Origin of the sequence: Robertkochia aurantiaca (assembly GCF_020166495.1) — a bacterium.
Taxonomy (GTDB): Bacteria; Bacteroidota; Bacteroidia; order Flavobacteriales; family Flavobacteriaceae; genus Robertkochia; species Robertkochia aurantiaca.
In genome coordinates, this window is record NZ_JAINZS010000002.1 from 155,166 (window position 1) to 181,587 (window position 26,422).

The 26,422-nt window shown below is 44.4% G+C and carries 26 protein-coding genes and 1 tRNA gene; 11 read left to right on the forward strand and 16 right to left on the reverse strand.

The annotated features are described in order from the left end of the window. Positions 1 to 34: 34 nt before the first annotated feature. Positions 35 to 307 (forward strand): HU family DNA-binding protein, encoded by a 273-nt coding sequence (locus K7R10_RS03135; protein ID WP_224483230.1) that lies wholly within the window; start codon positions 35 to 37, stop codon positions 305 to 307. 156 nt (positions 308 to 463) lie between these two features. After that, positions 464 to 1,024: a YqgE/AlgH family protein gene (locus tag K7R10_RS03140; protein WP_224483231.1), complete on the forward strand. Its 561-nt coding sequence runs from the start codon at positions 464 to 466 to the stop codon at positions 1,022 to 1,024. Positions 1,025 to 1,036: 12 nt separating this feature from the next. Here the strand turns inward: K7R10_RS03140 and K7R10_RS03145 are convergent, their stop codons facing one another. After that, positions 1,037 to 1,882, reverse strand: coding sequence for an aminotransferase class IV (locus K7R10_RS03145; protein WP_224483232.1), 846 nt, complete (start codon positions 1,880 to 1,882; stop codon positions 1,037 to 1,039). 52 nt (positions 1,883 to 1,934) lie between these two features. Beyond that, entirely contained in the window at positions 1,935 to 2,318 is a 384-nt protein-coding gene (locus K7R10_RS03150) for an START-like domain-containing protein (RefSeq protein ID WP_224483233.1), read from the reverse strand. 150 nt (positions 2,319 to 2,468) lie between these two features. On the opposite strand from K7R10_RS03150, the gene K7R10_RS03155 reads away from it, so the two are divergent. Together K7R10_RS03155 and K7R10_RS03160 are read left to right on the forward strand one after the other, a co-directional pair. Next, positions 2,469 to 2,542: transfer RNA gene (locus tag K7R10_RS03155), tRNA-Met, on the forward strand. 574 nt (positions 2,543 to 3,116) lie between these two features. After that, complete coding sequence (locus tag K7R10_RS03160) at positions 3,117 to 3,692, forward strand: hypothetical protein (protein WP_224483234.1); 576 nt, start codon at positions 3,117 to 3,119, stop codon at positions 3,690 to 3,692. 165 nt (positions 3,693 to 3,857) lie between these two features. Here K7R10_RS03160 and K7R10_RS03165 read toward each other — a convergent pair whose 3' ends face one another. From K7R10_RS03165 to K7R10_RS03175, 3 genes are all read right to left on the reverse strand, one after another. Beyond that, positions 3,858 to 4,499, reverse strand: coding sequence for a hypothetical protein (locus K7R10_RS03165; protein WP_224483235.1), 642 nt, complete (start codon positions 4,497 to 4,499; stop codon positions 3,858 to 3,860). Positions 4,500 to 4,517: 18 nt separating this feature from the next. Beyond that, on the reverse strand, positions 4,518 to 6,170 hold the full coding sequence (locus K7R10_RS03170; protein ID WP_224483236.1) for a mechanosensitive ion channel family protein: 1,653 nt from the start codon (positions 6,168 to 6,170) through the stop codon (positions 4,518 to 4,520). Positions 6,171 to 6,362: 192 nt separating this feature from the next. Beyond that, positions 6,363 to 8,714, reverse strand: a complete 2,352-nt coding sequence (locus tag K7R10_RS03175; RefSeq protein ID WP_224483237.1) for a TonB-dependent receptor — start codon at positions 8,712 to 8,714, stop codon at positions 6,363 to 6,365. 96 nt (positions 8,715 to 8,810) lie between these two features. Between K7R10_RS03175 and K7R10_RS03180 the strand changes: the two genes are divergently transcribed. From K7R10_RS03180 to K7R10_RS03205, 6 genes are read left to right on the forward strand one after another with little or no spacing between them, the layout of a single operon-like run. Next, positions 8,811 to 9,464, forward strand: a complete 654-nt coding sequence (locus K7R10_RS03180; RefSeq protein ID WP_224483238.1) for a metal-dependent transcriptional regulator — start codon at positions 8,811 to 8,813, stop codon at positions 9,462 to 9,464. Continuing rightward, on the forward strand, positions 9,461 to 10,402 hold the full coding sequence (locus K7R10_RS03185) for a metal ABC transporter solute-binding protein, Zn/Mn family (RefSeq protein ID WP_224483239.1): 942 nt from the start codon (positions 9,461 to 9,463) through the stop codon (positions 10,400 to 10,402). Before K7R10_RS03180 ends, K7R10_RS03185 begins: the two co-directional genes overlap by 4 nt. Next, positions 10,395 to 11,138 carry a metal ABC transporter ATP-binding protein gene (locus K7R10_RS03190; RefSeq protein WP_224483240.1) on the forward strand — a complete coding sequence of 248 codons (744 nt, stop codon included), beginning with the start codon at positions 10,395 to 10,397 and terminating at the stop codon, positions 11,136 to 11,138. The genes K7R10_RS03185 and K7R10_RS03190 overlap by 8 nt, the downstream gene beginning before the upstream one ends. Further along, on the forward strand, positions 11,128 to 11,892 hold the full coding sequence (locus K7R10_RS03195; protein ID WP_224483241.1) for a VIT1/CCC1 transporter family protein: 765 nt from the start codon (positions 11,128 to 11,130) through the stop codon (positions 11,890 to 11,892). Before K7R10_RS03190 ends, K7R10_RS03195 begins: the two co-directional genes overlap by 11 nt. An 8-nt stretch (positions 11,893 to 11,900) precedes the next feature. Next, positions 11,901 to 13,028 carry a metal ABC transporter permease gene (locus tag K7R10_RS03200; protein ID WP_224483242.1) on the forward strand — a complete coding sequence of 376 codons (1,128 nt, stop codon included), beginning with the start codon at positions 11,901 to 11,903 and terminating at the stop codon, positions 13,026 to 13,028. Continuing rightward, positions 13,021 to 14,181 carry a metal ABC transporter permease gene (locus K7R10_RS03205; protein WP_224483243.1) on the forward strand — a complete coding sequence of 387 codons (1,161 nt, stop codon included), beginning with the start codon at positions 13,021 to 13,023 and terminating at the stop codon, positions 14,179 to 14,181. The genes K7R10_RS03200 and K7R10_RS03205 overlap by 8 nt, the downstream gene beginning before the upstream one ends. A 40-nt stretch (positions 14,182 to 14,221) precedes the next feature. On the opposite strand, the gene K7R10_RS03210 is transcribed toward K7R10_RS03205, so the two are convergent. The 7 genes from K7R10_RS03210 to rpsF form a co-directional block, all read right to left on the reverse strand. Beyond that, positions 14,222 to 14,359 carry a hypothetical protein gene (locus K7R10_RS03210; RefSeq protein ID WP_224483244.1) on the reverse strand — a complete coding sequence of 46 codons (138 nt, stop codon included), beginning with the start codon at positions 14,357 to 14,359 and terminating at the stop codon, positions 14,222 to 14,224. A gap of 69 nt (positions 14,360 to 14,428) precedes the next feature. Next, positions 14,429 to 15,802 (reverse strand): histidine--tRNA ligase, encoded by a 1,374-nt coding sequence (hisS, locus tag K7R10_RS03215; protein ID WP_224483245.1) that lies wholly within the window; start codon positions 15,800 to 15,802, stop codon positions 14,429 to 14,431. A 25-nt stretch (positions 15,803 to 15,827) separates the two neighbouring features. Beyond that, positions 15,828 to 16,298, reverse strand: coding sequence for a DUF6495 family protein (locus K7R10_RS03220; RefSeq protein ID WP_224483246.1), 471 nt, complete (start codon positions 16,296 to 16,298; stop codon positions 15,828 to 15,830). 66 nt (positions 16,299 to 16,364) lie between these two features. After that, on the reverse strand, positions 16,365 to 19,559 hold the full coding sequence (locus K7R10_RS03225; protein WP_224483247.1) for a TonB-dependent receptor: 3,195 nt from the start codon (positions 19,557 to 19,559) through the stop codon (positions 16,365 to 16,367). 101 nt (positions 19,560 to 19,660) lie between these two features. Next, entirely contained in the window at positions 19,661 to 20,122 is a 462-nt protein-coding gene (gene rplI, locus K7R10_RS03230) for a 50S ribosomal protein L9 (RefSeq protein WP_224483248.1), read from the reverse strand. A gap of 15 nt (positions 20,123 to 20,137) precedes the next feature. Next, positions 20,138 to 20,437 (reverse strand): 30S ribosomal protein S18, encoded by a 300-nt coding sequence (gene rpsR, locus K7R10_RS03235; RefSeq protein ID WP_224483632.1) that lies wholly within the window; start codon positions 20,435 to 20,437, stop codon positions 20,138 to 20,140. A 3-nt stretch (positions 20,438 to 20,440) separates the two neighbouring features. Further along, complete coding sequence (gene rpsF / locus K7R10_RS03240) at positions 20,441 to 20,779, reverse strand: 30S ribosomal protein S6 (RefSeq protein ID WP_224483249.1); 339 nt, start codon at positions 20,777 to 20,779, stop codon at positions 20,441 to 20,443. A 210-nt stretch (positions 20,780 to 20,989) separates the two neighbouring features. On the opposite strand from rpsF, the gene K7R10_RS03245 reads away from it, so the two are divergent. Beyond that, the gene (locus tag K7R10_RS03245; protein WP_224483250.1) at positions 20,990 to 21,679 is read left to right on the forward strand and encodes a LytR/AlgR family response regulator transcription factor; all 690 of its coding nucleotides are present in this window, start codon (positions 20,990 to 20,992) and stop codon (positions 21,677 to 21,679) included. On the opposite strand, the gene priA is transcribed toward K7R10_RS03245, so the two are convergent. The 4 genes from priA to nadC are packed head-to-tail and all read right to left on the reverse strand — an operon-like array spanning position 21,680 to position 26,415. Continuing rightward, entirely contained in the window at positions 21,680 to 24,145 is a 2,466-nt protein-coding gene (gene priA / locus K7R10_RS03250) for a replication restart helicase PriA (RefSeq protein WP_224483251.1), read from the reverse strand. Between the two features lie 35 nt (positions 24,146 to 24,180). Next, on the reverse strand, positions 24,181 to 24,612 hold the full coding sequence (locus tag K7R10_RS03255) for a DUF2147 domain-containing protein (protein ID WP_370631294.1): 432 nt from the start codon (positions 24,610 to 24,612) through the stop codon (positions 24,181 to 24,183). A 17-nt stretch (positions 24,613 to 24,629) separates the two neighbouring features. After that, positions 24,630 to 25,556 carry a YihY/virulence factor BrkB family protein gene (locus K7R10_RS03260; protein ID WP_224483252.1) on the reverse strand — a complete coding sequence of 309 codons (927 nt, stop codon included), beginning with the start codon at positions 25,554 to 25,556 and terminating at the stop codon, positions 24,630 to 24,632. A gap of 1 nt (position 25,557) precedes the next feature. Further along, entirely contained in the window at positions 25,558 to 26,415 is an 858-nt protein-coding gene (gene nadC / locus K7R10_RS03265; protein WP_224483253.1) for a carboxylating nicotinate-nucleotide diphosphorylase, read from the reverse strand. Positions 26,416 to 26,422 lie beyond the last annotated feature (7 nt).

Sequence of the window (26,422 nt, forward strand, 5' to 3'; positions counted from 1 at the left end):
TTAAACCAAACTATTAATTAAAAATCTTTAAATTATGAACAAAACGGAATTAATCGATGCTATGGCTGCCGACGCCGGAATTACTAAGGCTGCTGCAAAGAAAGCCCTTGAATCTTTTCTTGGAAATGTAGAAGACACTCTTAAAAAAGGAGGTCGTGTTTCATTGGTAGGATTTGGTTCATGGTCTGTTTCGAAAAGATCGGCACGTGAGGGAAGAAATCCTCAAACCGGTAAAACCATTCAGATTCCAGCTAAGAACGTAGTGAAGTTCAAAGCAGGTGCTGAACTGTCTGACGCTGTAAACTAACTCAATTCAGTATATTTATTAGGAAAGCGTTCCTTCGGGAGCGCTTTTTTTTATTCCATTTATCCATAAAAATTCGTCTTTCGGCGCGAGTTCTTGAAACTTATTTACCAAAATCATTTATCTTTATGTAAATAACAATCATTAATTCAAAGGCTTATGGTTTCTTTAACTCCAAAAAAAGGCCATTTGCTTATTGCCGAACCTTCCATCATCGGCGATGTAGCGTTTAACAGATCTGTGGTATTGTTGGCAGAACACAATGTAGACGGATCGGTGGGTTTCATACTCAATAAACCTTTGGAATTCAGATTAAACGAGCTTGTCCCCGATATCAATAAATCGTTTAAAGTGTATAACGGAGGCCCCGTTGAGCAGGATAATCTTTATTTTATCCACAAGGTTCCCGACCTGATCGAAAACAGTATCGAGATCTCCAATGGCATTTACTGGGGCGGTGATTTTGAGAGAATCATCGACCTGATAAATAACGGAAGCATACAGGAAGACGATATTCGTTTTTTTCTGGGATATTCCGGATGGGACAATATGCAGCTCGAGAAAGAACTCGACAGCAGCTCGTGGGTCGTTTCAGAAAACATTTACAAAAGCAATGTGATCAAGAAATCAGCCATACATTTCTGGAAGGAAAAAATGCTCGAATTCGGAGGGGATTACCTGATCTGGTCCAATGCCCCTGAAAACCCCAGCCTGAACTGATACCTTAGCTGCTTAGGAAAGCCGCAACAGCGCATTCAATCTCCCTATCAACTTTTTCGAAACCTCACTGCCATACTCTTTCTTCCGATATTTCGATACCGGAATAATACCCGTAATAACGTTGGTGATGAACATTTCATCTGCCTTTTGCAGTTCGAAAGGTGACACCGGCTTTTCTTCCAACTGAAACTCATCGGTCTTTCCGATGACCTCAATAAGCTGTTTACGCATGATCCCGTTCAGAGCACCGCTTTCAAGCGGAGGTGTCTTGATGGTATTTCCCTTAACCAGAAACAGGTTTCCGCTTATCGCTTCCACCACTTCTTTCTTCTCGTTAAGCAGAAGACAACTGTCGTACCCGTTCTCTCTGGCATAAACCCCTGCAAGGATGTTTACCAGGCGATTGTTGGTCTTCAAAGTTGAAAGCAACCCACTACCGGTAAAATGATCTTTAAAAAGCTCTATTTCATAGGCATTTTGATCTATGGTATAGAATGGATCATCAAGAGGATGAGATTCGATAATATAAGAGATCTCTCCGGTTTCCGGGGTGTACAACCCACCTGCATTCCTGAAAACGGTAATTCGTACTCTGGCCGGAGAAGATTGCAGTTCGTTAGCGGCGAGAAGATCACTGATCTCAGACGAGAGAAATTCCATGGTGAAATTCATGGGAATTTCCATACGCAGGATTCGCATGGAAGCCATCAGCCTCAAATAATGGGGCTCCCAAAAATTGATCTTACCATTCACCACCTTGATGGTTTCGAAAAGAGAATCTCCATATCGCAGCCCTCTGTTTCCATGATCCAGAAAACTCTGAGAGGAAGAAATGATCGTACCGTTAAAATTTACCATAAAAAAAGCCTTGAAAAATCAAGGCACAAAGATAATGGTTCTGTGGCGATCTCTAAACCGATCCCAGTACGTGTTTCAGGTCAGAGATCTGATTTTCCCATAACATCTTCGCCTCATCCACCTCATCTTCATCGGTAAAATCGGTAACCATAAGAGAAACATCTTTAGTAATCTCATCTACTACTATGCGCAACTGGAAAAAAGTATCTTCATCGCCTTCCATCCAACGGAATTTCACAAGTTCCCCGCTTTTCTTCTTCAGGAGTCTCGCACGCTCTTCTGAGCCATCCCAGATAAAGGTGAAAAATTCACCTCTGGAATTTACATTATCTGCGAACCATTCTGATAAACCTGAGGGAGTGGAGATATATTGATAAAGAAGTTGCGGAGAGGAATGAATGGGAAATTCTAATTCGTATTTTACTTTTTCTTGCATACAGTAGACATTAATACTCGCTGGCAATATAATTATTTCTCACAAACTAGTTTAACAATTGGAAAAAAAATATTTTTCGCAAATAGGTTTGCCAAGGCTATAATTGTTGTTATATTTGCAGCCGCTAAAAGCAAAAAACGAATCAAATCTGGCGAGGTAGCTCAGTTGGTTAGAGCGTCGGATTCATAACCCGGAGGCCACGGGTTCAAATCCCGTCCTCGCTACGCTGAAACCGGAAGAAAATCTTCCGGTTTTTTTGTTTTTCCAGTCAATATTATCTCCATGCCCTTCAATATTTAGAAACCGGAATTCATCCCTGTAATATTCTCTCTTTTTAAGCCGTCCGACAACAAATACGATCAGCCCTGTTTATCAACAAAGGCTTGTTTTCTTCTTCCTATTCTTATCAATGTACTTCACACAGTCAGTTAATCCTCTGTCGGGTATCTTTTCTGGGCTCTCACTATGAATATGGGTATTTCTCGAGTAAGTTCAACCCTCTGGTACCAATGAGCTTTTTTAAGCAGAGACCATATTATCACTGAGCGTGAAAATCTGAAGATATTCCAATTCAACAACGGTTAACGTGATACTATAAAACCCATTCCCGAAATAAGACAAAATAATGCACCAAAGACCTGTAAATAAAAAGTAGGAATAAGATAAAAGATTACTTACAACAATGGTCTCCATCACATCGAATCCCAAGATTAAATACTAATCTTTTTTTAAATCTTTTTTTATTCGCATTAAAATAGGTAATTTATTGATAATCAACCTTATAAATAATAAACAGACATGAAAAAATCAATTCTTTTAATACTGCTCGCAGCCTTTACTTTGAGCTGCAACGTGAAAACTGAAGAAAAAGGAGAAATGCCTGAAGTCGATGTCGACGTAGATACCGAAGCGGGGGAATTACCGGAATACGATGTGAACTGGGCTGATGTAAATGTAACCACAACCACTAAAATGGTCGAAGTTCCGAAAATAATCGTGGTGACTGAAGAAGAAGAGGTTGAAGTGCCGGTGATCGATGTTGATATGCCGGGAGAGGAAAAAATGGAACGCAGTATAGTGGTCGAAGCCGAAGTTTCAGGTGTAGAGCACAAGCTGGATATAAAAGAAGTTCGGGCAACTAATCGAAGACTGTATGTTATCTCTACCCTGGAAAAACTCGAAACAGATCTTTCAGATGAGACCATGAGGGTACAGGATCATATTGAACTAAACGCTCCTGATCTGGAGGTGGTGCATATCATTGTCGGAGAAAAAGCCGATAATGTCATCAACAATCAGTATCGTTATGTGAATTCAATGAGTGAACTGGATCCCGAGGTGCAGAATGCAGAGGTAATTTATTCTGACTCCTGAAGGTTTTGAAAATCCTGTACTAAGACTTCCGAACACGGCAGACTCGAAGAAATATACGATTCGCCTAATTGCTATCGCAATATTTAAAAATAGTTCTCAAAAGCGCAGGTAAATGTGGTGCCGATCGACATCTGGACCTGTAATTATATTGACCCATTCTCCCGGTTATATTCTGAATACCAGTCCACCGCCTAAACCAAATTGATAGATCGTTGAATAACTGTCGAAACTGAGACCGGCCCCGCCCGTACCGAAATAAAGTCCGCCACCAACAGCCTGAACCACTGATACCAACGACGCCTGCAGCTTAATCGCTATATAGGGATTCAACCACAGGTTCGCTCCTCCTCTCACCTGCCAGGCAAATTTGGTCGACTGATCACTGGAGAGTGTATCCGGGTTATCTACATAAATGAGGCCTAATCCCAAGCCCCCGCCAAAGAAGGCTTCTACCCTTTGATTCAGTGGAAAGTACCGCGTACTGTTTAAAAGTATATAATTCAAGGTCAGTTCAAAGTCGGTTCGCTCCACGCCTCCCGCAAAGGTGGAATATCGCGTAGGGGCTTTGGTCTCCTCCCTCAGATACTGTAGTTCAAATGACGAATTTCCGGGTAATTGATATTCCAGGCCTGCACCCCATCGAAAACCCTCTTCAACCCTTCCGTCAAAAAAATTCCCGGATCCGAAATAGGAACTGAACTGATCGGCAAATACATGATCGGCATATATATTGATTCGTGCCTCCTGCCCTTGCAACCAAAAGGAACAGAACAGAAACAGGATACTGTAAACACTATAAGTCTTCATATATCAGAAAAAAATATATTATGATGTGTTTTTTTTCTTTGTCGCTTTACCGGGAAGGGTCGACTCACTGCCATCGCGATTCGCCCTGTAGTGAGGAGACAGGATCTCGATCCCCGCTTCGTTAAAGGCATCCTGAATATTTGCGTGCAGATCGCTGTGGATCACAGCAGTATTCTCCGGATGCTCGGTATACAGGTTCACCTGGTAACTCACAAAAAAATCATTCAGACTGGTCTGCAAAACAAAAGGGGAAGGTTCCTTCCTGATCTTTTCCGTCTTAAGAGCAGCACCTATAAGCAATTCATGAACCTTCCTCCAGGGCACATCATAACCAATAGTCACGGTGGTATTCAGTATAAGTCCCAGCTCTGTGGCACTGCTGCTGTAATTAATGGTACTGCCATTAAGAATCGCAGAATTCGGAATGGTCACCTCTTCATTTCTGATAGTTCTCAGTCGTGTGATTAGCATGGATTTTTCCACCACATCTCCGGTAATCTCTCCGATCTTCACCCGGTCTCCAGGCTTGAAAGCCCGCATGTAAATAATAACAAGACCTGCGATAATGTTACTGATCGCCGAGGTCGATCCCAGGGAGATCAAAAGCCCTAGAAAAACACTCACCCCCTGGAAGGCCGGAGAATCACTTCCCGGCAAATAGGGGAATACCAGAACAAAAGCAAAAATATAGATCAATATACCCAGCAAACGATAGGTCGGAGCAGCCCACTCGGTATAAAAACCGGGAATCTGCAATCTGCCTCTCTCAACCTCCTGGGAAAGAAACTTTAAAAACCGGACCAGGGCCCTGGCCAGGAAGAAAACAATAACCACCGTAATGAGTTCCGGAATGTAATTGACAATGGCTATAATAAAGCGTTTCAGTGGTGTGACTATGTATTCGACCAGGGCATCGGCTAAAGGCTTGGTACGCGGAAAAAGGCTGAACAACACGAGGGAAAAAACGTATATCAGAACAAACAACAGCACATATTTCAGTGCTCTGAGAATAAGCCTTATAAGGGTTCTGATTTTTTTCCGGGTGAAAAAGCGATATCCGCTGTATTCAACATCGGGAAAACGGTAATTGTATTTAGCAAGCAACCATTCGATAAGCTTGTTCAAAGCGCGATTGGAGAAAAATATGAGAACCACCAACCCCAGCAGCGATAAGAGAGCCAGCCCCAGTCGCTTCATAAAAGGGGCAAAACCCACTTCCCTCTTGGGCTTGACCGTCGACTTAATACGGTCAAAATACTCTGATGCCAAAGCTCCATAGCTTTTAGATAACATATTTCCGTCATCTTTTGTGATGGTGGTGACAGGAATATTCTTGTAAAATATCTGACAATAGAGATCTTCGCAATCGAGTCTGAAATGATCGGAACGAAAACGGTCAAAGCGGGATATAACATAGAGTTTATCACTTACCTGTTTGGCCCGGGTCTGAGGAGAGACCGAATCGAGAGTGGTGTAAATATAAAAAAGCGTATCTGACAAAAATCGTACAGGATAACCGGAATTACTTACTGAATCTGCGGTCTGCAGACCGGATTCCGAAGGAGAAGCTGCAACCGTGAGCTGCTGAGAAGCACTGACTTCAAACAAACCTGAAAACAGCATCAGGTACAAAAAGAATTTGCAGCCGGAAAGTTTGATCATAGTAGCCATAGAAAAATAATCGCTTTTCATAACCTGGCATCAGAAAAGGCAAGAGAAGGGAGAGCATCAAAAAACATGTAAAACACTGTTTTACAGCCTGTTTTGATAACAAAAGATAGTAAGAATTCAGAAAACAGCTATGAACAGCCGGCTGAAATACGCAAATTACATGGGCTATGGCATTCTTGGTGAAATCGTCCCTTAATGGGAACTTCCAAACCTTAACCCTACAAAAAATGTTCTGGGAATACCGGGACCATAGATATAATCTGAATCCCGGTTGGGACCTGAATCAAAATCATCCTGGTAGCTGTTAAGAAAATTCTTAATCCCTGTATAAGCGATTATATGGAAGTGTTCACTGAGATCTTTATGCCATGAAAGTTTCACGTTAAGATCATAGAACTCGGAACTTCTGCGCAGATCAATTGCACCATCCGCATTAATGACCCGTGGCACGACCATGCTTCCTGTGTACGTACCGGTCAGATCGACATCTATGTTTTCAAAAGGGGTATAACTGATATTGGTGAAGCCGTAAAATTCAGGATTTCGCAGGAACTTGTCTGTTGTTACCGGGACCCCTTCACCTGTTGAGGGTTCAAACAAAATTTGTGGTTCTACATATTCAGCTCGCTGAAGCGTACCCCCCGCCTGAAAACTAAACCGGTCTGAGGGAGAAAACCCCAGTTCAAAATTCATCCCGTACACCCTGGATCCTTCACCATTTCTGACTTCCTCCACTATGGAGCCATTAGGAAGTGTGGCTCCTGTGCTTACCAGCACGAAAGGGTCTTTCAGGCGGGTATAAAAGCCTTCAATAAGGGCATCTGTCTGCCAGTATCCAAAGGTTTCATTATAATTGAAAGAGGCGGTGAACGCATCAGAATACTCTGTATTCAGATCTTCTGAAAGAATAACGAACTGCGGCTCTCCCCCTACCGAAGAGATATGAAGGTCTTCATTAAATGCCTGAGGAGCTCGGAAACCACGGGCATACCCACCCCTGAACTTCAGATAATCAGTGATAGCGTAACTCAGGGTAATTCTCGGGCTCATCACGAACTCCTGTATATCACTCTCCCTGAAAATATCAGCAACCTCATAACGCCCGTCGACAGCAACTCTGTCGAATCTCATTCCCAACAAAGCGCTAAAGCTTTTTACAGGCTTCCATTCATATTGAACATAAGAACCGAGAGCAGTGGTTTCCTGATCTATAATTCGATCATATCCGGGAATGCGGTCTTCAGTTCGGGTCATATTATATTCCACACCGGAGGTAAGAACATCCCGGCCACCTATCTTAAAAGTAAATTGCGTTCCTGAAAGCCAGGAAAGATCATTTGTTCTACCGTAAGCGTTAAGTGCCAGAGTGGAGTCCTGTTCGGTTCTGCCCCCTCCGAGACCGCCATAATAGCTTTGTCGGTCGGTATGCTGAGCAGAACTATACACAGACCATCTTACCTTCTCGGTTCGGCTCTGCCCTTCAAATGACAGCCCTCCCATAAAAGTATTATGATCCAGTTCTTCTGTAATATCTGTCAGGTGAGGCGCCAGGTCAAGCCGGTCACCCCCTCTTCTGTATTCATCAAGTACGGTGACATCAAAATTCAAACGAGATCGTTCACCGGTCTTGTAATACCCTTTTCCCCCAAAGGTGGTATTCTGAAGTCGCACCAATTCGGTAAATCCGTCTCCATTTGCATCATAAGCATCGCGATTTCTGTGCATCCCGTAAAATGTCACCCCGCTTTTCATGTCGTCTCCCACCAAAGAGGCATTAAAATTTAGCAAACGATCTGTCGCATCACCTCTTACAGAGGCCAGATAGCTGTCTACTTCCCAACTGTTAAGAATAGGGTCTTTGGTAATAATATTGATCGTACCAGCGATTGCATTGGAACCATACAAAGCAGAACCTCCACTGCGTACAACTTCAACCCTTTCAATTATGCTGGCCGGAATTTGCTCAAGTCCGTAAACGCTGTTCAGTGCACTGAAAACTGCACGGCTGTTGATCAGCACCTGGGTATATCCCCCGTCGAGTCCGTTGAGTCGCACCTGAGTAAAACCGCAATTCTGACAATTGGTCTCTACCCTGACTCCGGGAGTAAAATTCAACCCATCTGCCACAGCAAGCGAATTATTTGCCTGGAGTAAAGACTGACCCACGATGTCGACAATAACCGGGGAATCTTTACGACTCACCAGGTTTCTGGTAGCAGTAACCACCACTTCTTCAAGATCAAGCCGGTCTTCCTGGATTTCGAATTCCAGATAGGTATCATCTGCTAACGACACCTCACGGCTTAAGGTGCGAAAACCCATGGCCTGAATGGTCAGATTGTAAGTACCCGGATCAACAGATTCGAACTGAAAGGAACCATCATCACCACTTTGTGAAACCCGCTCAGCCCCCTCCTGATATATTATAAGGGTAGCGAAAGGTACCGGCTCACCCCCTGAGCGTACCTTGCCCCTGAAGTCAACCTGCTGAGCAGTGACGCTTATAATTCTCAATCCTACCAGGAGCCACACCAAATACCTCATCTTACTTTTTTAGCAAAATTAAATATATTTTTAGACATACCTAAAATTATTATTATGTGAGTTAAAATTCTTATTTTTACCTAATAAAAAAAGAGGATGACCCTTTCCGAAGAGAATTATCTGAAGACCATCTTTCACCTGGCCCGTGATTTTGATAAGGAAGTGCCAACCAATGCCATTGCTGAAAAGATGGAGACCAAGGCATCGTCGGTGACCGATATGCTTAAAAAACTCGCAGAAAAAAAACTGGTTCATTATAAAAAATACCAGGGCGTCAAACTTACTGATCAGGGAAGGTTCTATGCTGCCAGCATCGTGAGGAAACACCGGCTATGGGAAGTGTTTCTGGTAGAAAACCTGAATTTTACATGGGATGAGGTGCATGATGTGGCCGAACAGCTGGAACACGTAAAATCTGAAAAATTGGTAGATGAACTTGATGAATTCCTCGGTAAGCCTACAGTTGACCCTCATGGTGACCCAATCCCTGATAAATCAGGGAATGTACAGAGAATGGAGAAAATTCTGCTTTCAGCCTGTAAACCTGGAGAATCGGGAACCTGTGTCGGAGTAAAAAGCAATGCCTCAAGATTCCTTCAGTATCTCGATAAACTGGAAATAGGCCTTGGCAACGAAATCGAAATACTTTCAAAGGAGCCCTTTGACCAATCGATGGTCATCAGCAACAATGGGAAGAAGCTAAGTATCTCAGCTCTTACCGCTAACAATATATACATACAGAAAAAATGAAAACAGGCAGTTTAGCTATCATCATCACCTCGGCACTTCTACTCATGGCCTCCTGCAAAACAGAAAACGGGACAGGTAACAAAGGAAAACTTCAGGTGGTTACTACCACGACCATGCTTACAGATCTGCTTGAGGTTATAGGAGGTGATTCCATCAACACGCAAGGGTTGATGGGCACCGGAGTCGATCCGCATTTGTATCGCGCCAGTGAGGGAGACATGACAAAGCTGTATAATGCAGATATGGTCTTTTACAATGGCTTGCATCTGGAGGGAAAGCTGGTCGATGTGTTTGAAAAAATGGAACAAACCAATAAATACACGGTTGCGGTCTCTGATACCCTGAACCGGGATTCATTGATAGGCTCTGAATACTTCGCTTCCAATTACGACCCGCACATATGGTTCGATGTCTCATACTGGAAAAAAATAGCTGTCTTCACCAGCCGTGAATTAGAAAGAGAAAGACCGGAGCTTGCGCCCTTTTTTCGTAAAAACCTGGAGGAGTATCTTAGAGAACTTGACATCCTTGACCGGGAATTACGCGAAAAAATTGAAGAACTGGATCCCGAAGAGCGTATTCTCGTTACGGCGCATGACGCCTTTAATTACTTCGGAAGGGCCTTCGGTTTTGAGGTGGTCGGCCTGCAGGGACTTTCAACTGCTACCGAGGCCGGGGTAAAAGATGTACAGGAACTGGCAGATTTCATCATAGAGAATGATATCAAGGCTATATTTGTAGAAAGTTCTGTCCCCGTTCGAACCATCGAAGCGCTGCAGGAAGCGGTCAGAGGACAGGGCCATGAAGTTGCCATCGGCGGGATGCTCTACTCAGACGCCCTGGGAGACAAGAATACTCCTGAAGGTACCTACCTGGGCATGTTCAGATCAAATGTTCAAACTATAGTTGAAGCCTTGAAAAAAGACCAATATGAGTAATCAGAAACCCGCTATTGCAATTAACGATCTCACCGTGGCCTATGACTATAAGCCCGTTCTCTGGGACATTGACCTGGAGATACCCGAAGGGGTCCTCATGGCGATAGTAGGCCCTAACGGCGCAGGAAAATCAACCCTGATCAAATCGATACTGCAAATCGTCAAACCGATCGCAGGCAGTATCGAGGTTTTCGGAAAACCTTACAAAAGAAATCAGAGAATGGTAGCCTATGTTCCTCAAAAGGGCAGCGTTGACTGGGATTTTCCGACCAATGCCCTGGATGTGGTGATGATGGGAACCTACGGAAAACTGGGGTGGATAAAGCGACCCGGTCAAAAGCAAAAAAAGGCAGCACTTGAAGCGCTCGAAAAGGTAGGGATGCTGGAATTTAAAGAACGACAGATCAGCCAGCTAAGTGGCGGACAGCAACAGCGCATCTTTCTGGCAAGGGCATTGGTTCAAAATGCGCGTATCTACCTGATGGACGAACCTTTTCAGGGGGTTGACGCAACCACAGAGAAAGCCATCGTCAATCTCCTGAAAGAATTGAGAAAAGCAGGGAAAACGGTAGTGGTGGTTCATCACGACCTTCAAACCGTACCGGAATATTTTGACTGGGTAACTTTTTTAAATGTAAAAAAGATTGCAACGGGACCCGTAAAAGACATTTTTAACGACGATAATCTCACCAAAACCTATGGTATTAATTATAAGGTTGCGGTAAGTGAATCCTGAAGCAGGTGACCAATTGAAAGCGGGAGCAGACCATAACGAAAGTGAACTTCACCGTACCTCACATACCTTCGGGAGACTGGAAAAGTATCTGGGAGAATTCGTGTATGGAGGTATCGACGGCTGTGTGACCACCTTTGCAGTGGTGGCCGGAGCTGTAGGTGCCAGCCTGGATAGTTCGGTCATCATCATTCTGGGTTTCGCAAACCTGCTGGCAGACGGATTCGCCATGTCGGTGGGAGCATTCTTATCGGCCCGTTCTTCGGCAGACAATTACAGGAAACACCGGCAAATAGAATATTGGGAGGTCGAGAACATGCCGGAAACAGAAAAAGAAGAAATACGGGAAATCTATCGTGCCAAAGGATTTGATGGTGCTTTGCTCGAACAGGTAACCGAGGTGATCACTAAAGACCATGACCGGTGGGTCGATGTGATGATGAAGGAAGAGCTGGGGCTGGTCAGGGAAGATAAATCTCCATTTTTGATCGGCGCCACCACCTATCTTTCGTTTATATTGATCGGATTGATCCCCCTGGTTGTGTATGTATGGGATCACTTTCAACCGGTAGGAAAGAATCTGTTCCTGTTGTCATCGGTGCTTACAGGAGGCGGGTTCATCATTATCGGATGGCTTAAGGCTCATGTCAACCAGACCGGAAAACTGAGAGGCGTAGCCGAAACCCTGCTGCTGGGAGCCATCGCTGCAGCAGTCTCGTTTTATGTAGGCGACCTTATTGAAAAAATTATTATGTAGCAACGTGCATGGATTTTACAGAATATTTCACACAGGTATTTAACGATTATACCCTTCGTACGATCACCCTGGGCACGGCCATACTCGGGGCGATAAGCGGTATGCTGGGGAGTTTTGCCGTTCTGAGAAAGCAAAGTCTTTTAGGTGATGCTATTTCTCATGCCTCTCTGCCCGGTATCGCTCTTGCCTTTTTACTTACCGGTATAAAGTCTACCGACGTACTTTTGGCAGGTGCACTGATCAGCGGCCTGATCGGCACCTATTGGATAAGAGGGATCGTTAAGAACACCCATTTAAAATCTGATACTGCGCTGGGTCTGATTCTTTCTGTATTCTTCGGCGCGGGTATCCTATTGCTCACTTTCATTCAAAAAATGCCTGATGCGAACCAGGCAGGCCTTGACACCTATCTTTTCGGACAGGCAGCCACCCTGGTCGAAAGCGATGTCTGGCTGATGAGTCTTGTTACAGGGGTCAGCCTTTTTCTTGTCATGTTATTCTGGAAGGAATTCAAACTGAATCTTTTCGATGCCGATTTCGCCCATTCGCTGGGTTTCAATACGAAATTCCTGGATCTTCTTATCAGTTCCCTGATCGTTATCGCCATTGTACTGGGGTTACAAACTGTGGGTGTGATATTGATGAGTGCCATGCTTCTCGCTCCTGCCGCAGCAGCCAGGCAATGGACTCACAAACTCGGAGCCATGGTCATTCTGTCAGGGATTTTCGGAGCCCTCTCAGGTATTGTCGGTACCGCCTTCAGCGCCTCGGGAGATAACCTCTCAACCGGTCCGGTTATCGTTCTGGTCGCGGCTTGCTTTGTCTTGTTATCATTTATTTTTGCCCCCGGCAGAGGACTCTTATTTCGCGAATTGCGCTACAGAAAGAACCGCAATGACCTGGAGATGAATAAGACCCTGGCTTTTATGTATAATATTGCCAAAGGACATGAAAATATCTCCCATCCCCACTCTGTGAGAATCCTGAATAATTTCAGAGGATATACCCGGAAGTCTCTCAAAAAACTTATCGATAAGGAATATATCAGAGTATATAACAATATGTGGTCGCTTACTGACAAAGGTTTCAGACAGGCGGTCAATATGTACAATCAAAGCGAAGACAGCTATGAGTAGTGCCCAGATAGAAATACAACTTATAGCCACCCTTGTTGCCGTGGCATGTGCTATACCGGGAACCTTCCTGGTGCTGCGAAAGATGGCTATGATCAGTGATGCAATCAGCCACTCCATCTTACCCGGTCTGGTTGTCGGGTTCTTCCTAACGCAGGATCTCAATTCTCCCTTGCTAATCCTGCTGGCCGCCGCCTCAGGACTGATCACGGTGATACTGGTCGAATTCATTCAAAAAACAGGCCTGGTCAAAGAAGACACGGCCATCGGCCTGGTCTTTCCCGTATTGTTTAGCATAGGGGTCATCCTCATAGCAAAAAACGCCAATGATGTACACCTGGATATCGATGCCGTGCTTCTCGGAGAGATCGCTTTCGCACCCTTCGACCGAATTCTCATTGACGGGATGGATTACGGGCCTAAATCCCTTTGGGTGATCGGTAGTATTTTGCTTTTGACAATAATATTACTGCTATTGTACTTTAAAGAGCTAAAGCTGAGCACATTCGACGAACAGCTGGCCACGACCCTGGGTTTCTCCCCTGTCATCATACATTACGGATTGATGAGTGTAGCTTCCGTAACCACTGTCGGTGCTTTTGATGCGGTTGGAGCCGTGCTTGTAGTCGCTCTCATGATCGCTCCGGCAGCAACGGCCTACCTTTTGACTACCGATCTAAAAAAGATGCTGGTTTTAGCCGTGTTATTCGGATGTGCAGGAGCCATCGGGGGCTACTGGCTTGCACACTATCTCGATGCCTCCATTGCGGGCTCTATAACCACCGTTCTGGGAGCCTTTTTCCTGCTCGCTTACCTCTTTGCCCCGGGAAGAGGAATGCTTTCTGTGAGTTACAAACAGAAAAGACAGGAAAAAGAGGTTCACCTGTTAACCTTTCTGCTTCACCTTCAGAATCACGAAGAAACAAGTGAGCGACATATAAAACACCTGAATGAACATATTAACTGGCACCGAGTCAAAGCACGGTCTGTAGTTAATCTTGCTTTAAAGAATAATATGATCGTGATCGAAGACGGAGTCATATCACTGACCCCTAAGGGAAGTGAGTTTACCCGGCAGGCCATAGAATTCATCATGTCGGGTAAAAGCAGTGCTATTGAAGAAATGAAAAAGAAATTCTTTCTGTTCAGGGGATAAAAAAATCCCGGCGTTCACCGGGACTTAACTGCCCTTTTTTTCAGGCCTTATTTTCCTTCTTATTGATCTCCAACGGGGTTTCTTTTTGCTGTTTCTTCAATAGAAGCTGGCGGTTAAAGTATACCCCGTTATCGTGCATATCTGCCAAAATAACCTGGTCTTTATTGCGCTTTTCCATATCTTTTTTATTTAAAGAAACAAAAAAAGCACCAATGTCAATGTTTACAATACGTTAAAAATCAAAGAGTTACAAATTAAGCCGACTGGAGAGTTCAGACAAATTGAGTTGTTGCTGTTCCCCTGTTTTCATATTCTTGAGGGTATACACCCCATCTTCCATTTCCTTCGTCCCGGCAAGTACTACAAACGGAATGTTTCTTTTATCGGCATATGACATCTGCTTTTTCATCTTGGCATCATCAGGATATAATTCTGCTTTGACACCTTCTGCTCTTAAGGCAGCCACAGCCTTCATACCGTAAAGGGCTTCTTTATCGCCAAAATTCAGAAAGAGAACCTTCGTTGTCTGAGCTACAGAGGCCGGGAAAAGATCTAATTCTTCCAGAACGAGATAGATGCGGTCGAGTCCGAATGAGATCCCTACCCCACTAACCCCTTTCAGACCGAAAATACCCGTCAGATCATCATAGCGTCCGCCACCTCCGATAGACCCCATACTGACTCCTTCAGGAGCCGATACCTCGAATATGGCCCCGGTATAATAATTCAGTCCTCTGGCAAGAGTAACATTGAGTTTGAGAGCAGCATTACTCAGGGGCAAGCTGTCGATGGCTTTTAAAACAAAGTCCAGTTCATCTAATCCCTGCGTACCTGTAGCTGAGTCTCTGAGCAAATCGCGCAAGACCTGCATCCGGGATTCATTATCTCCGGTGAGAGTGAAGAGCGGCTGAACCTTTTCGATCGCCTCTTGTGAAATACCTTTTTCGGCCATTTCCTTTTTCACTCCCTCAGCTCCGATCTTATCGAGTTTATCAAGGGCTACCGTAAAGTCTATCAGGCGGTCTTTAGCTCCGATCACTTCTGCGATACCTGCCAGAACCTTACGGTTGTTTATCTGAATGCTCACTCCTTCCAGGTTTAGGTCAGAGAAAACCGCATCATACAACCTTATAAATTCAACTTCCTGCCAAAGGGAATCGGATCCAACCACGTCAGCATCGCACTGATAAAATTCTCTGAATCTTCCCTTCTGGGGTCGGTCTGCCCTCCAGACAGGCTGTATCTGGTATCGCTTAAATGGAAAGTCGATCTCATTCTGATGCATTACCACATAACGGGCAAAAGGCACGGTCAGGTCGTATCTCAGGGCTTTTTCAGATATAGAGGCCGCCAACCCGGTGCTGTCACCTGAACTGTAGGCTGCCTCATCTGCCTTCCGAAGAAAATCTCCTGAGTTAAGAATTCTGAATATCAGCCTGTCACCTTCATCCCCATATTTACCAAGCAAGGTCTCTGAATTTTCAAAACTGGGGGTTTCAATAGGCATGAAACCAAACAATTCAAAACGACTCCTGATTATGTTGATGATATAATTTCTCTTGCTCACCTCTTCAGGTGAAAAATCTCTGGTACCTTTAGGTATTCCCGGTCTCTTAGCCATTGAGTTTTAGTTTTGGAATGGGTATCTAGGCAATTATTTCTTCGAACCACCTGTATAGTTCTCCTTTGGTGATCACTGCTCCTTTTTCGATCAGCTCAAAAATATCGCGGTGTTTGTCATCGGTAAATTTTTTCGAAGCCGTCATGATCTGTACTGCATCGCTCATAAAGTGTTTCTTAAACCATGCAAATCCTTCTTCGGTTCCCAGGTCTATGTTCTCATTATGAACCTTGATAGCGATCAGACTGATCTCTTTTTCCTTGATCCAGAACAGGTGCATGTCTCGCGCTGAAATATTTTCCAGATATTCGACCTTGGCCAAAACTCCTTCCCAGATCAGATCGCTGAATACATCAAGCTCCTCTTCTGCCACCTCAGGTTTGTTCTTTTTCAGATCGTCCCATTCAGAAGCAGTGATAGATTGTGTAGCCAGGAAGTTGATGAATTCCTGGTGAAGTTCCTCAAATTGTTCTTTGGTAAGTCTTCTGTACTTCATAGGTGTGCAAAAATAAGAAAGGCCATGCATAATGCATAGCCTTCCATAATTATATTTAAAGGTGGATTAATTAAAGATATAGCGTAATCCCACCTGTGCCTGCCATCTGGAGATAACATCAGAAAGCGGACTAAAGGTATTGGTAAGCGATGGATTGAAAGAATAGGTAGGTGTATTCGTTTCATCCACACTAACAGATACCGGTTGCAGATTGTTAGGAATTTGAACAATACCCCAGTTTGAGTTCAGAAGGTTCCCGAAATTCAGGATGTCAAGACTCAACTGAATGGTATTGGTCTTATCGCCTGCCACGGTGAAGTTATAATCCTGAAGGATCTTTATATCCCAGCGGCTTCTCCAGGGAGCCAGAGCTGCATAGCGCTCAGCATAGCTTCCTCTGTTCTCTCTCAGGTAATCATCCTGCTCGATATAGTCACCGAAAGCTGCTCTTTCGGCATCATTCACAAAGTTCATCTGAGCCAGCTCATCTTCTGTAGGGATGTACAGCAGGTCGTTGAAATTAGACCCGTCGTTGTTGATATCGCCTCCGTAGGTATAGTTGAAACGTCCACCCTGAGCATATTCAGAGAACAATGAAATAGTGGTTCCCCAATGGTCATTTCCGTAGTTAAACTGCTTAGAGAACACCCCGATGAATCTGTGAGTATCTCCGTATTTAGAGAACCCAAGAACATCAACGTTGGCGTTACCTACCACAGGGTTACCTGCAAAGGCATCACCCGTGATTTCAGCCTCGATCGAGTTTACGTCTTTTGCATTCAGGTAGCTGTAGGCCACACTGGCAAACATTCCGTTGCTGAAATTCTTCTGAGCCTTAAAGCTGGCATTCCATACACGACCTTTATCAGAGTTCGTGAAGACATATGCATTGGTAGGCCCGCCGAAAATCGTAGACTTATCACTCGTTTCATAAACGGCGCGGTTATCTACACCCTGCAGGGTTCCTGAAGGAGTATCTAGCCCCCAGTTTTGCACGTGTGCAGCATTGAGATCTTTGGTATATGAAAGATCGGTGGTCAGTACTAATCCGTTTTCGAATCGGTAGTCAGCACCAAGGCTGTTACGCCAAACCTGTGGCCATTTAAAGTCAGGATCCATGATCTGGTAGAAGAAGAAATCAACCCCCTGAACCTGGTTACCCAACCATACGAATGGGAAACGTCCGGTAAAGATTCCTGATCCTCCTCTAACTTTAAAGGAGTTATCTCCTTTTACATCCCAGTTAAAACCAAGTCTTGGTGATACCAGGAAGTCATTGCTGGGTAATTCCAGTGAATTCAGCATGGTTTCTTCTCCGGTCTCAGGATCGAAGTAAACAATATCAGGCTGGTAAGTACCGGTACCGGCACCACCTTTTCTGTCGATATTTTCCTGGATCTTGGTTTTGGTGTCGAAATACATCGGCTTGTCAAAACGCACCCCTGCGGTGATCTTGAAATCTTCAGTGATATTCCATTCATCCTGCGCATAGAAAGCAAGCTGCCCTACATTGGTCTCAGCAAGCGCCCATCCACCCGGATTACCGGTTCCGTTAGCCTCAGAAGTTTCGAATACCCCAATGGCATCGTTGAATTGTTGCTGTATGGTTCCGTCGTTTACCTGGTTCAGGAAATCATCAACCGAAGAGGCGGTCGGGAAGAAAACTCCCGCGGCACCGTAAGCACCCAGGTTGAATGAGTTGTCAAACTGGAATTTCTCGAACGAGAAACCTACGGTTACCGTATGCTCTCCCACAAAGAAGTTCATATTATCGGTAAGCTGGAACACTTTCTGATCCAGTCGGTTATTGATCGAGAAAGGCTCGTGGCCTGCGATGATATAATTACTACCGTCCTCCTGGATGGTGATACTCGGAGCCGGGCTTGAAAGCGGGTTACGGAAATCATCAAAATGTGTATAACCTACCTGCAGCTTATTAACCGCTTTATCAGAAAGGGTGGAGTTCAACTCGACCTGAACTGATTGAATGTTATTATTGATCTCATAACCTGCGTTCTCAAATTGCAGGGTGTTGTTATTCGGACCTCTGAAGCCAAGTGCGGTAGGGTGAGCGGGCTTCTCTTTAGAGGCGTTCAGGAAATTATAAATAACAGCAAGTCTGTTGTTGTCATTGATATTCCAGTCGAGCTTCAATATACCTTTGGTAGATTCGGCACCAAAAGTGAAACCTTCATAACGACCCGGGTTATAAAAAATATCATTCCCCTGGTCGTCCTGACCGATCACAATACCTGAAAGGGCATTTTGAACTGCCATCAGGTCATCTACTGTTACTCTTGATTCGTTAATGGCGATATTACCATCCTGATTATTCGGTACAAAACCGGCAGTTCCTATATCGGTACGTTCATCGCGCTCGAAATTGGCAAAGAAAAAGAGTTTGTTCTTGACAATAGGTCCACCGATACTGAAACCATATTGGTTTTGCTCCAGTTTAGGCTTCACCACGTCTTCTCCTTCAATTTTTCCTCCTGTAAGATCTTCATTTCTGAAGAACCCGTATGCAGTACCATAGAATTCATTGGTTCCGCTTTTCGTTACAGCGTTCACTGAAGCACCTGTAAATCCTGAGAGCGTCACATCATAAGGAGCGATCGATACCTGGATCTGTTCGATAGCATCGAGGGAGATCGGCTGAGCGTCTGTCTGCCCACCAGGAGTGGCGGCATCAAGTCCGAACGGGTTATTGAAGATCGCACCGTCTAACGAAAAGTTATTAAACTGATCGTTTCTTCCGGCAAATGAATTTCCACTGGCTGTGGGTTCAAGTCTTGTAAAATCCTGTGCAGATCTTGAGATCGTCGGCAGCCTGGTAAGTTCTTTTCTTCCCACGGAAGTCTCAGCTCCGGTTCGGTCTGAAGCGAAGGTACCGGCACGGTCAGCCACCACTACAACCTCATCGAGTTGCTGGCTGTCGTCTAACAGTTGTACATCAAGCGTATAGGTTTTTCCCAGTTCCAGGTAGATACCGGTGATCTCCTGGCTTTGAAATCCAATATACGAGATGGTTACCGTGTAAGGCCCGCCTACACGCATGTTCAACAGGTTAAACCTGCCGTCAAAGTTGGTAGCACCTCCATAGGTGGTTCCTGTAGGGGTGTGTACAGCCACAACGCTGGCACCCGGTAGAGGTTCACCCTGAAAGTCTGTCACCAACCCTTTCAGGTTAGAGGTGGTTACCTGCGCTAGTGCAGAAACCGACACGAGCAGCAAGGTCACTGCAAGGTAAAAATGTTTCATTCTTAAATGGATGTTAAGGGTTTGAAATTTGGCGCAAAAGTAGCATAAAAAAAGCCGCTTTAAAAGCGGCTTTTAATGTTTTATTAACGTATAAATGTTAATTATTTAGCTTCGGCTACAACCTCAAACGGGAATTCTTCAACCACCTCGCGATGGAATCTGATGATAGCCTCATAAGGACCGGCAACTTTAACGTTACCACCCTTAATGCTGATATACTTCTTATCGATAGTCACTTCACCGTTGCTTTCCTTTTCAATGGCTTCTGCCAGGTCAGCACTGGTTACAGAACCGAACAGCTTATTTCCTGTTCCGGCCTTGGCAGTGATTTTCACCTCAAGAGTACGCAGTTTTTCAGCCATTTTCTTGGCATCTTCTACGATCTTCTTCTCTTTATAAGCTCTTTGCTTCAGGTTTTCAGCCAACACCTTTTTAGCAGAAGGGGTAGCCAGAATAGCGAAGCCATGAGGAATAAGATAGTTGCGACCATAACCATTCTTTACAGTTACAACATCATCTTTAAACCCTAAATTATCTACGTCTTTCTTTAAAATTAACTCCATGGGTACCTTTTACTTTTATTTTAATAAATCTGCTACATAAGGCATCAGTGCCAGGTGTCGCGCTCTCTTCACAGCAGTAGAAACCTTACGCTGGTACTTCAGGGAAGTTCCTGTAAGTCTTCTTGGAAGAAGTTTACCCTGCTCGTTCACAAATTTCAAAAGAAAATCAGGATCCTTGTAATCGATATATTTAATGCCCGACTTTTTGAATCGGCAATATTTCTTCTGCTTAGTGGTCTCTATATTCAGAGGAGTCAGATATCTGATCTCTCCGTCTTTCTTACCTTTTGCTTGTTGCTCTATAGATGACATAATTCTTTACGCTTTTTCTTTTAGTCTTTTTCTTCTTTTCTCAGCCCATTCGATGGCATGCTTGTCCAGTTTAACGGTCAGGTAACGCATAACACGCTCGTCACGTCTGAACTCCAGTTCATAAGGACCGATAGCTTCACCATCAACCTTAAATTCGAACAGGTGATAAAATCCGCTCTTTTTGTTCTGGATCGGGTAAGCCAGTTTTTTCAGGCCCCAATCTTCTTTCGCTACAAATTCTGCCCCTTTAGAGGTTAAGAAATCTTCAAACTTCTTAACTGTTTCCTTTATCTGGGTCTCAGATAAAACGGGATTTAGAATGAAAACAGTTTCGTAATGATTCATAATGTTTTATACTATTATTAAATTTATGAGGCTGCAAAAGTAAAACTAATTCTACTAATTACAAAGTGCCATTTTAACAATTCTTTCTGATTCAGGGAAATACCCCCTTTTTCCACATAATATTTTGATTTCACAACATTTTCTTTGTATCCGCTTTTATTTTTCACTAACATTGTATTGGACATAAACCCAACCACTTACCTGAGTATCATGAGAATGAATTGTATTATCGTAGACGACTCAAGTATCCAACGTATGTCTGTGGCCAGGTTGATAAAAAACCACCCTATGCTAAATTTAGTTGCTGAATACAGCAACGCTATCGAGGCTAAGAATGGTTTAAAAAATCACAAGGTCGACATCATATTTTTGGATATAGAGATGCCCGTAGTATCCGGGTTCGATCTTCTAGAGTCATTGACAGACCCTCCACAGGTAATCTTGATTACTGGTAGCGCAGAATATGCCTTAAAGGCATTTGATTATGATGTGACCGATTATTTGCACAAACCCATTACCCAGGAGCGATTTGAGGCTTCTGTGAAACGCGCACAGGAAAACTACCGCATGAAGGTAGCAACCAAAGAAGATGATGAACACATTTTTGTGAAGAGCAATCTGAAAAAGCGCAAGGTCTTTTTAAATGAGATCAACTGGGTAGAAGCACTTGGCGATTACATCAAACTGGTAACCAACGAAGCTAACATTGTGATCCTTTCTACTATGAAGTCTTTTGAAAAGGAACTTCCGTCAGATCGCTTTTTACGTATCCATAAATCGTACATAGTGAACCTCGATAAGGTAGAAAAGTTCAACAGCAAAAGCGTTGAAGTAAATGGAAAGAAAATACCATTGAGCCGAAACAAGAAACAAGAGTTATCTGAAGCATTGAGCAACTGATCAGTAGTTGTCGACATCATTTATTAATCGAACACTTCTAAAATTGGCAATGGCTGTATAGCTTTTGCCAATTTTTTTTAGCACCGCCTTGGTCTGTTTCAGGGAAACTCCCGGACCGATCTTCAGTATAGCGTGCTTATGGTAGCGATTCCTGATCCTGGCTACCGGTGGGAATTCAGGTCCGAGTACCTCAAAACCACCCGAACTCAAAAATGTATTTCTCAATGCCCCGGCATACCAATCAGCAGCCTCATTTACCCTGTTATAATCCCTTCCTTTAAAGACGAATTTGATCATTTTATACACCGGCGGATAATGAAACTGCCTTCTTTCGTTCATCTGATCTTCAAACATCTCCTCATAACTGTTGGTCGAAGCCTGCTGCAGGATCTGGTGATGAGGATTAAATGACTGTATGATCACCTTTCCCCGTTTACGGGTTCTCCCTGCCCGGCCGGCCACCTGCTGAATAAGCTGAAAGCTGCGTTCATGTGCCCTGAAATCAGGGAAGTTCAGCATGGTATCAGCCTGCAGAATCCCTACCAGGGTCACATTACGAAAGTCCAGCCCCTTGGTGATCATTTGTGTCCCCACCAGGATATCGTATTCCTGCTGTTCGAAAGCACTAATTATCTTTTCATATCCATGCTTCCCACGGGTGCTGTCAGAATCCATACGTCCGGTCTTAGCCCCGGGAAATAATTCCTTTGCTTCTGCTTCGATCTGTTCAGTTCCGAAGCCTTTGGTATCCAGTTCGCTGCTGCCACAGGCAAGACAGCTTAACTGCATGGCCATATGATGACCGCAATAATGACAACGCAACTGATTCTTATATTTATGGAAGGTAAGGCTGACATCACAATTCGGGCACTGCGGAGAATGACCGCAGGTATTGCACTCAAGTATAGGAGCGAAGCCTCTTCGGTTCTGAAACAGAATCACCTGCTCTCCTTCATCCAGGCACTCCCTGATCGCCTCTGTGAGTCTTTCTGAAAAATGCCCCTGCATTTTCTTTCTTCGGTGGGCATCTTTTATATCACAAATTTCCATGTCAGGCATAAGCACATTACCGAAACGACGGGTTATTTGCACCAGACCGTATTTCCCCGTTCGGGCATTGTAATAAGACTCCACCGAGGGTGTGGCAGACCCAAGCAATGTCTTTGCTCCATGAATGGCAGCCAAAACAATAGCTGAGTCTCTTCCGTGATAGCGCGGCGCCGGCTCAAATTGTTTGTATGAAGTTTCATGTTCTTCGTCAACGACCACAAGACCGAGATCAGAGAATGGCAGTAAAACGGCAGATCTTGCTCCAACGACTATCCTTGCCTTTTCATCCCTGTCTTTTACAGCATGCCATACCTCTACCCTTTCGTTTGAACTGTAACGGGAATGAAAAACACTTACTTTGGTTCCAAAACGCCTTTCGAGTCTTTTTATGAGCTGGGTGGTCAATGCAATTTCAGGCACCAGGAACAGAACCTGCTTCTGTTGCTCCAATGCCCGGTCGATCAGCTTAAAATACACCTCGGTCTTACCGGAGGAAGTAACCCCATGCAACAGGACTGTATCTTTGAACTGAAATGCCTGTTCGATCTCTTCAAAAGCCTGCTGCTGAAATTCATTGAGCTCGAATAGAGCCCCGGCATCTGCCTCTGTTCCCTGCAAACGATCGATCTCAAGGTAATAGTCTTCAAGTATTCCTTTATCAATCATGGTTCGAAGAATAGCCGAGGAGGCTCCTGATTCCTTTTCCAGCTCAGTTGTTCTGACCGGCTTCTGGTCCACTGCCTCTAATCGATAAAGGGTTAAAAGAACTTCTCTTTGCCTGGGCGCTCTTGACAGGTCATCCAGCAAAGTCTGCAGGGCCTCCTCCTTTTCATAATCCGGCATCAGCCTGATATACCTTACTTTTTTGGGTTTGTATTGCTCAACAACCTCTTCCTTGAGCTCTACAACCCCTTTTTCGATAAGCCTTTTAAGAACGGGCAGAACATTCTTGCGGTCTATAACCGCACCTACTTCATGAACCTTCAACTGAGGCTGATGTTGCAGAGCCTCAAGAACGAGCCATTCCTCATCGGAAAGATCACTCTCATCTCCTTCAAAATCTCCTGCCTTGCATACCAATGTTTCGCTTTCAAGCAGCAGGGAGGAGGGTAAAGCGGCCCTGAACACATCGCCAAGGCTGCACATGTAGTAGTCTGCCAACCACTCCCAGTGCCTGAGTTGCCGCTCTGTTACCAAAGGGGTTTCATCAAGCACCTGGTCGATCGGTTTGGCATCGTAAACCTGAGGTGGCTGCCTGTGTACCCTATAAACGAGACCAGTGTAGACCTTTGACTTCCCGAAGGGTACTGCTACGCGCATCCCCTCCTGCAGAAGATCTGCCTGCTCAGGAGTAAGTAAATAGGTGAATTGCTTCTCGAGGGGAATCGGAAGTATCACATCTGCAAAAAAGCTCATTTCTGGTTACGCTTGAATGGTGAAGAGCGCTGAGCCTACTCTACCCTGAACCATTCCTGGGTACGGTACAAAAAGGCGATATAGCCACGCACGTTCAGTTTGTCGGGGTTATCTTCATCAACCCAAATCTTGCAGCGGTAGACCTTCCCCTTGTTTGGATCAAGAATGGTTCCTCCTTCATATTCGTCACCATCCTTCTCCAGTCCTTCCAGGATCACCATGCCCAGAATAGGCTCATCTTTCTTTTCTCCTTCACAAAGGTCACAAACGGCATCAACGCGGTCTTTATTCAATATTTCCACTACCTTTCCATAGACCTCTCCGTCTTTCTCATAGATCTCAACGATAGACTTTTCCTTACCGGTCTCGTCATCTATGGTTTTCCATTTACCATAAACACTTTGAGCATTAGCGGAAAAAGTAACGGTTAAAAAACTGAAAAAGGCAAGAAAACTGTATCTCATCATAGTAATTTTTAGAAGGATTAATAACTTTTTCTCAAACTTCGCAGGGAAGCATTCAGCTCAAACCCCAGCAAAAGTATGTTTGAATTCAACCAAATATAAAGCATAAAAATGAGCAGCGCACCTATCGATCCGTAAATTTCATTATACAGGGAGAAGTTCTCTATGTAAATCCCAAAGAGATAAGTCGTTAAGATGATCAGTATTGTGGTTAACAAAGCACCGGGGGAGAAAAACCGCGATTCTTTCCCTTCAGGGGTACCGAAATAATAAAGAATAGCGGTGACAATGTAAGAGATCAGGATAAAGAAAAGTGCCTGCCCGATCTGTATCCCTGTCATCTCCTCTGCACTGATGGCCAGCTCCCGGGTCTGGGCATAGAATTCTGTCAGGTACTGCAAATAGATAAAAACACCCACAGAGACCAGAAATAATATGGAGATCAGCAGGGCCACTCCCAGCGCCACGATATATTGCCGAATGAGATTACGGGTAATACGTACGTGATACGAGGTCTCGAATCCGCCAAAAATAGCATTGATCCCGTTCGCCATGAGAAAGATCGACAGTATAAACACTGATGAGAGCAGTCCCCCGCGTTTATTACTGATGATATCCTTTATGATATTATCGAAGAATTCCACCGTTCTTGGCGGCAACAGACCATCTACATATAGCAGAAATTCTGACTCAAAATTATCGATCGGCACATAAGGGATCAGGTTCAGAATAAACAGCAGAAAGGGAAATAAGGCCATAAAAAAACTAAACGAAATGGCACTTGCACGATAGGTAAGCGCGCCCTTGACAATTCCGATCAGATACATTTCCATGAGGTCATAGAGCGAAAGCCCTTCAAATCCGGGCAACCGTATCTTTTTTAAAAAATCGACCAGGATATTAATGACCGGTATTTTATCTAGCTTCTCTTCGATCTCTGCCGACATGCTATACTGCTTTAAGGCTCAGATCCATATTGTAAACCGAATGGGTAAGCGCTCCGGAGGAGACATAATCAACCCCGCATTCTGCGTATTTTCTAAGGGTGGTTTCATCAATACCACCTGAAGATTCGGTTTGACAACGACCTCCTATAAGTTTTACAGCTTCGCGAGTATCTTTATAATTGAAATTGTCAAGCAGAATACGGTGCACCCCTTCAGATTTTAATATGGTCTTTACCTCCTCAAGGTTTCTGGCTTCTACGATTATCTTCAGGGATCGGTCGGTTCGCTTCAGGTAATCATGAGTCTTCTCGATAGCCCTGGTGATGCCTCCTGCAAAATCGATATGGTTATCTTTCAGCATGATCATATCATAAAGCGCAAACCGGTGGTTCACCCCGCCCCCGATACGAACGGCCCATTTCTCCAGTGCTCTTATGCCTGGGGTCGTCTTGCGGGTATCGAGTATTTGGGTTTGAGTTCCTTCAAGTATATCGGCATAATGCCGGGTCTTTGTAGCGATAGCACTCATTCGCTGCATAGCGTTGAGAACCAGTCTTTCAGCTTTCAGAATGTTACGGGAACTTCCTTCCACCTCGAAGGCTACGTCTCCGTTTACGACCTTGCTACCATCCTTTTTCAGTACATCAACTTTCAGCGCCGGATCTATATAATCGAAGACCATAAGAGCAAATTCAACCCCGGCGAGTATCCCTCTGTCTTTCACCAACAGTTTGGCCCTCCCTGTGGCATCTTCGGGTATGCAGGCCAGCGAACTATGGTCACCATCCCCCACATCTTCTCTGACTGCATTAGTGATTATCAGGTTCAATTCATTTTGGAACTGAGCTTCCGAGATCATGTGATTT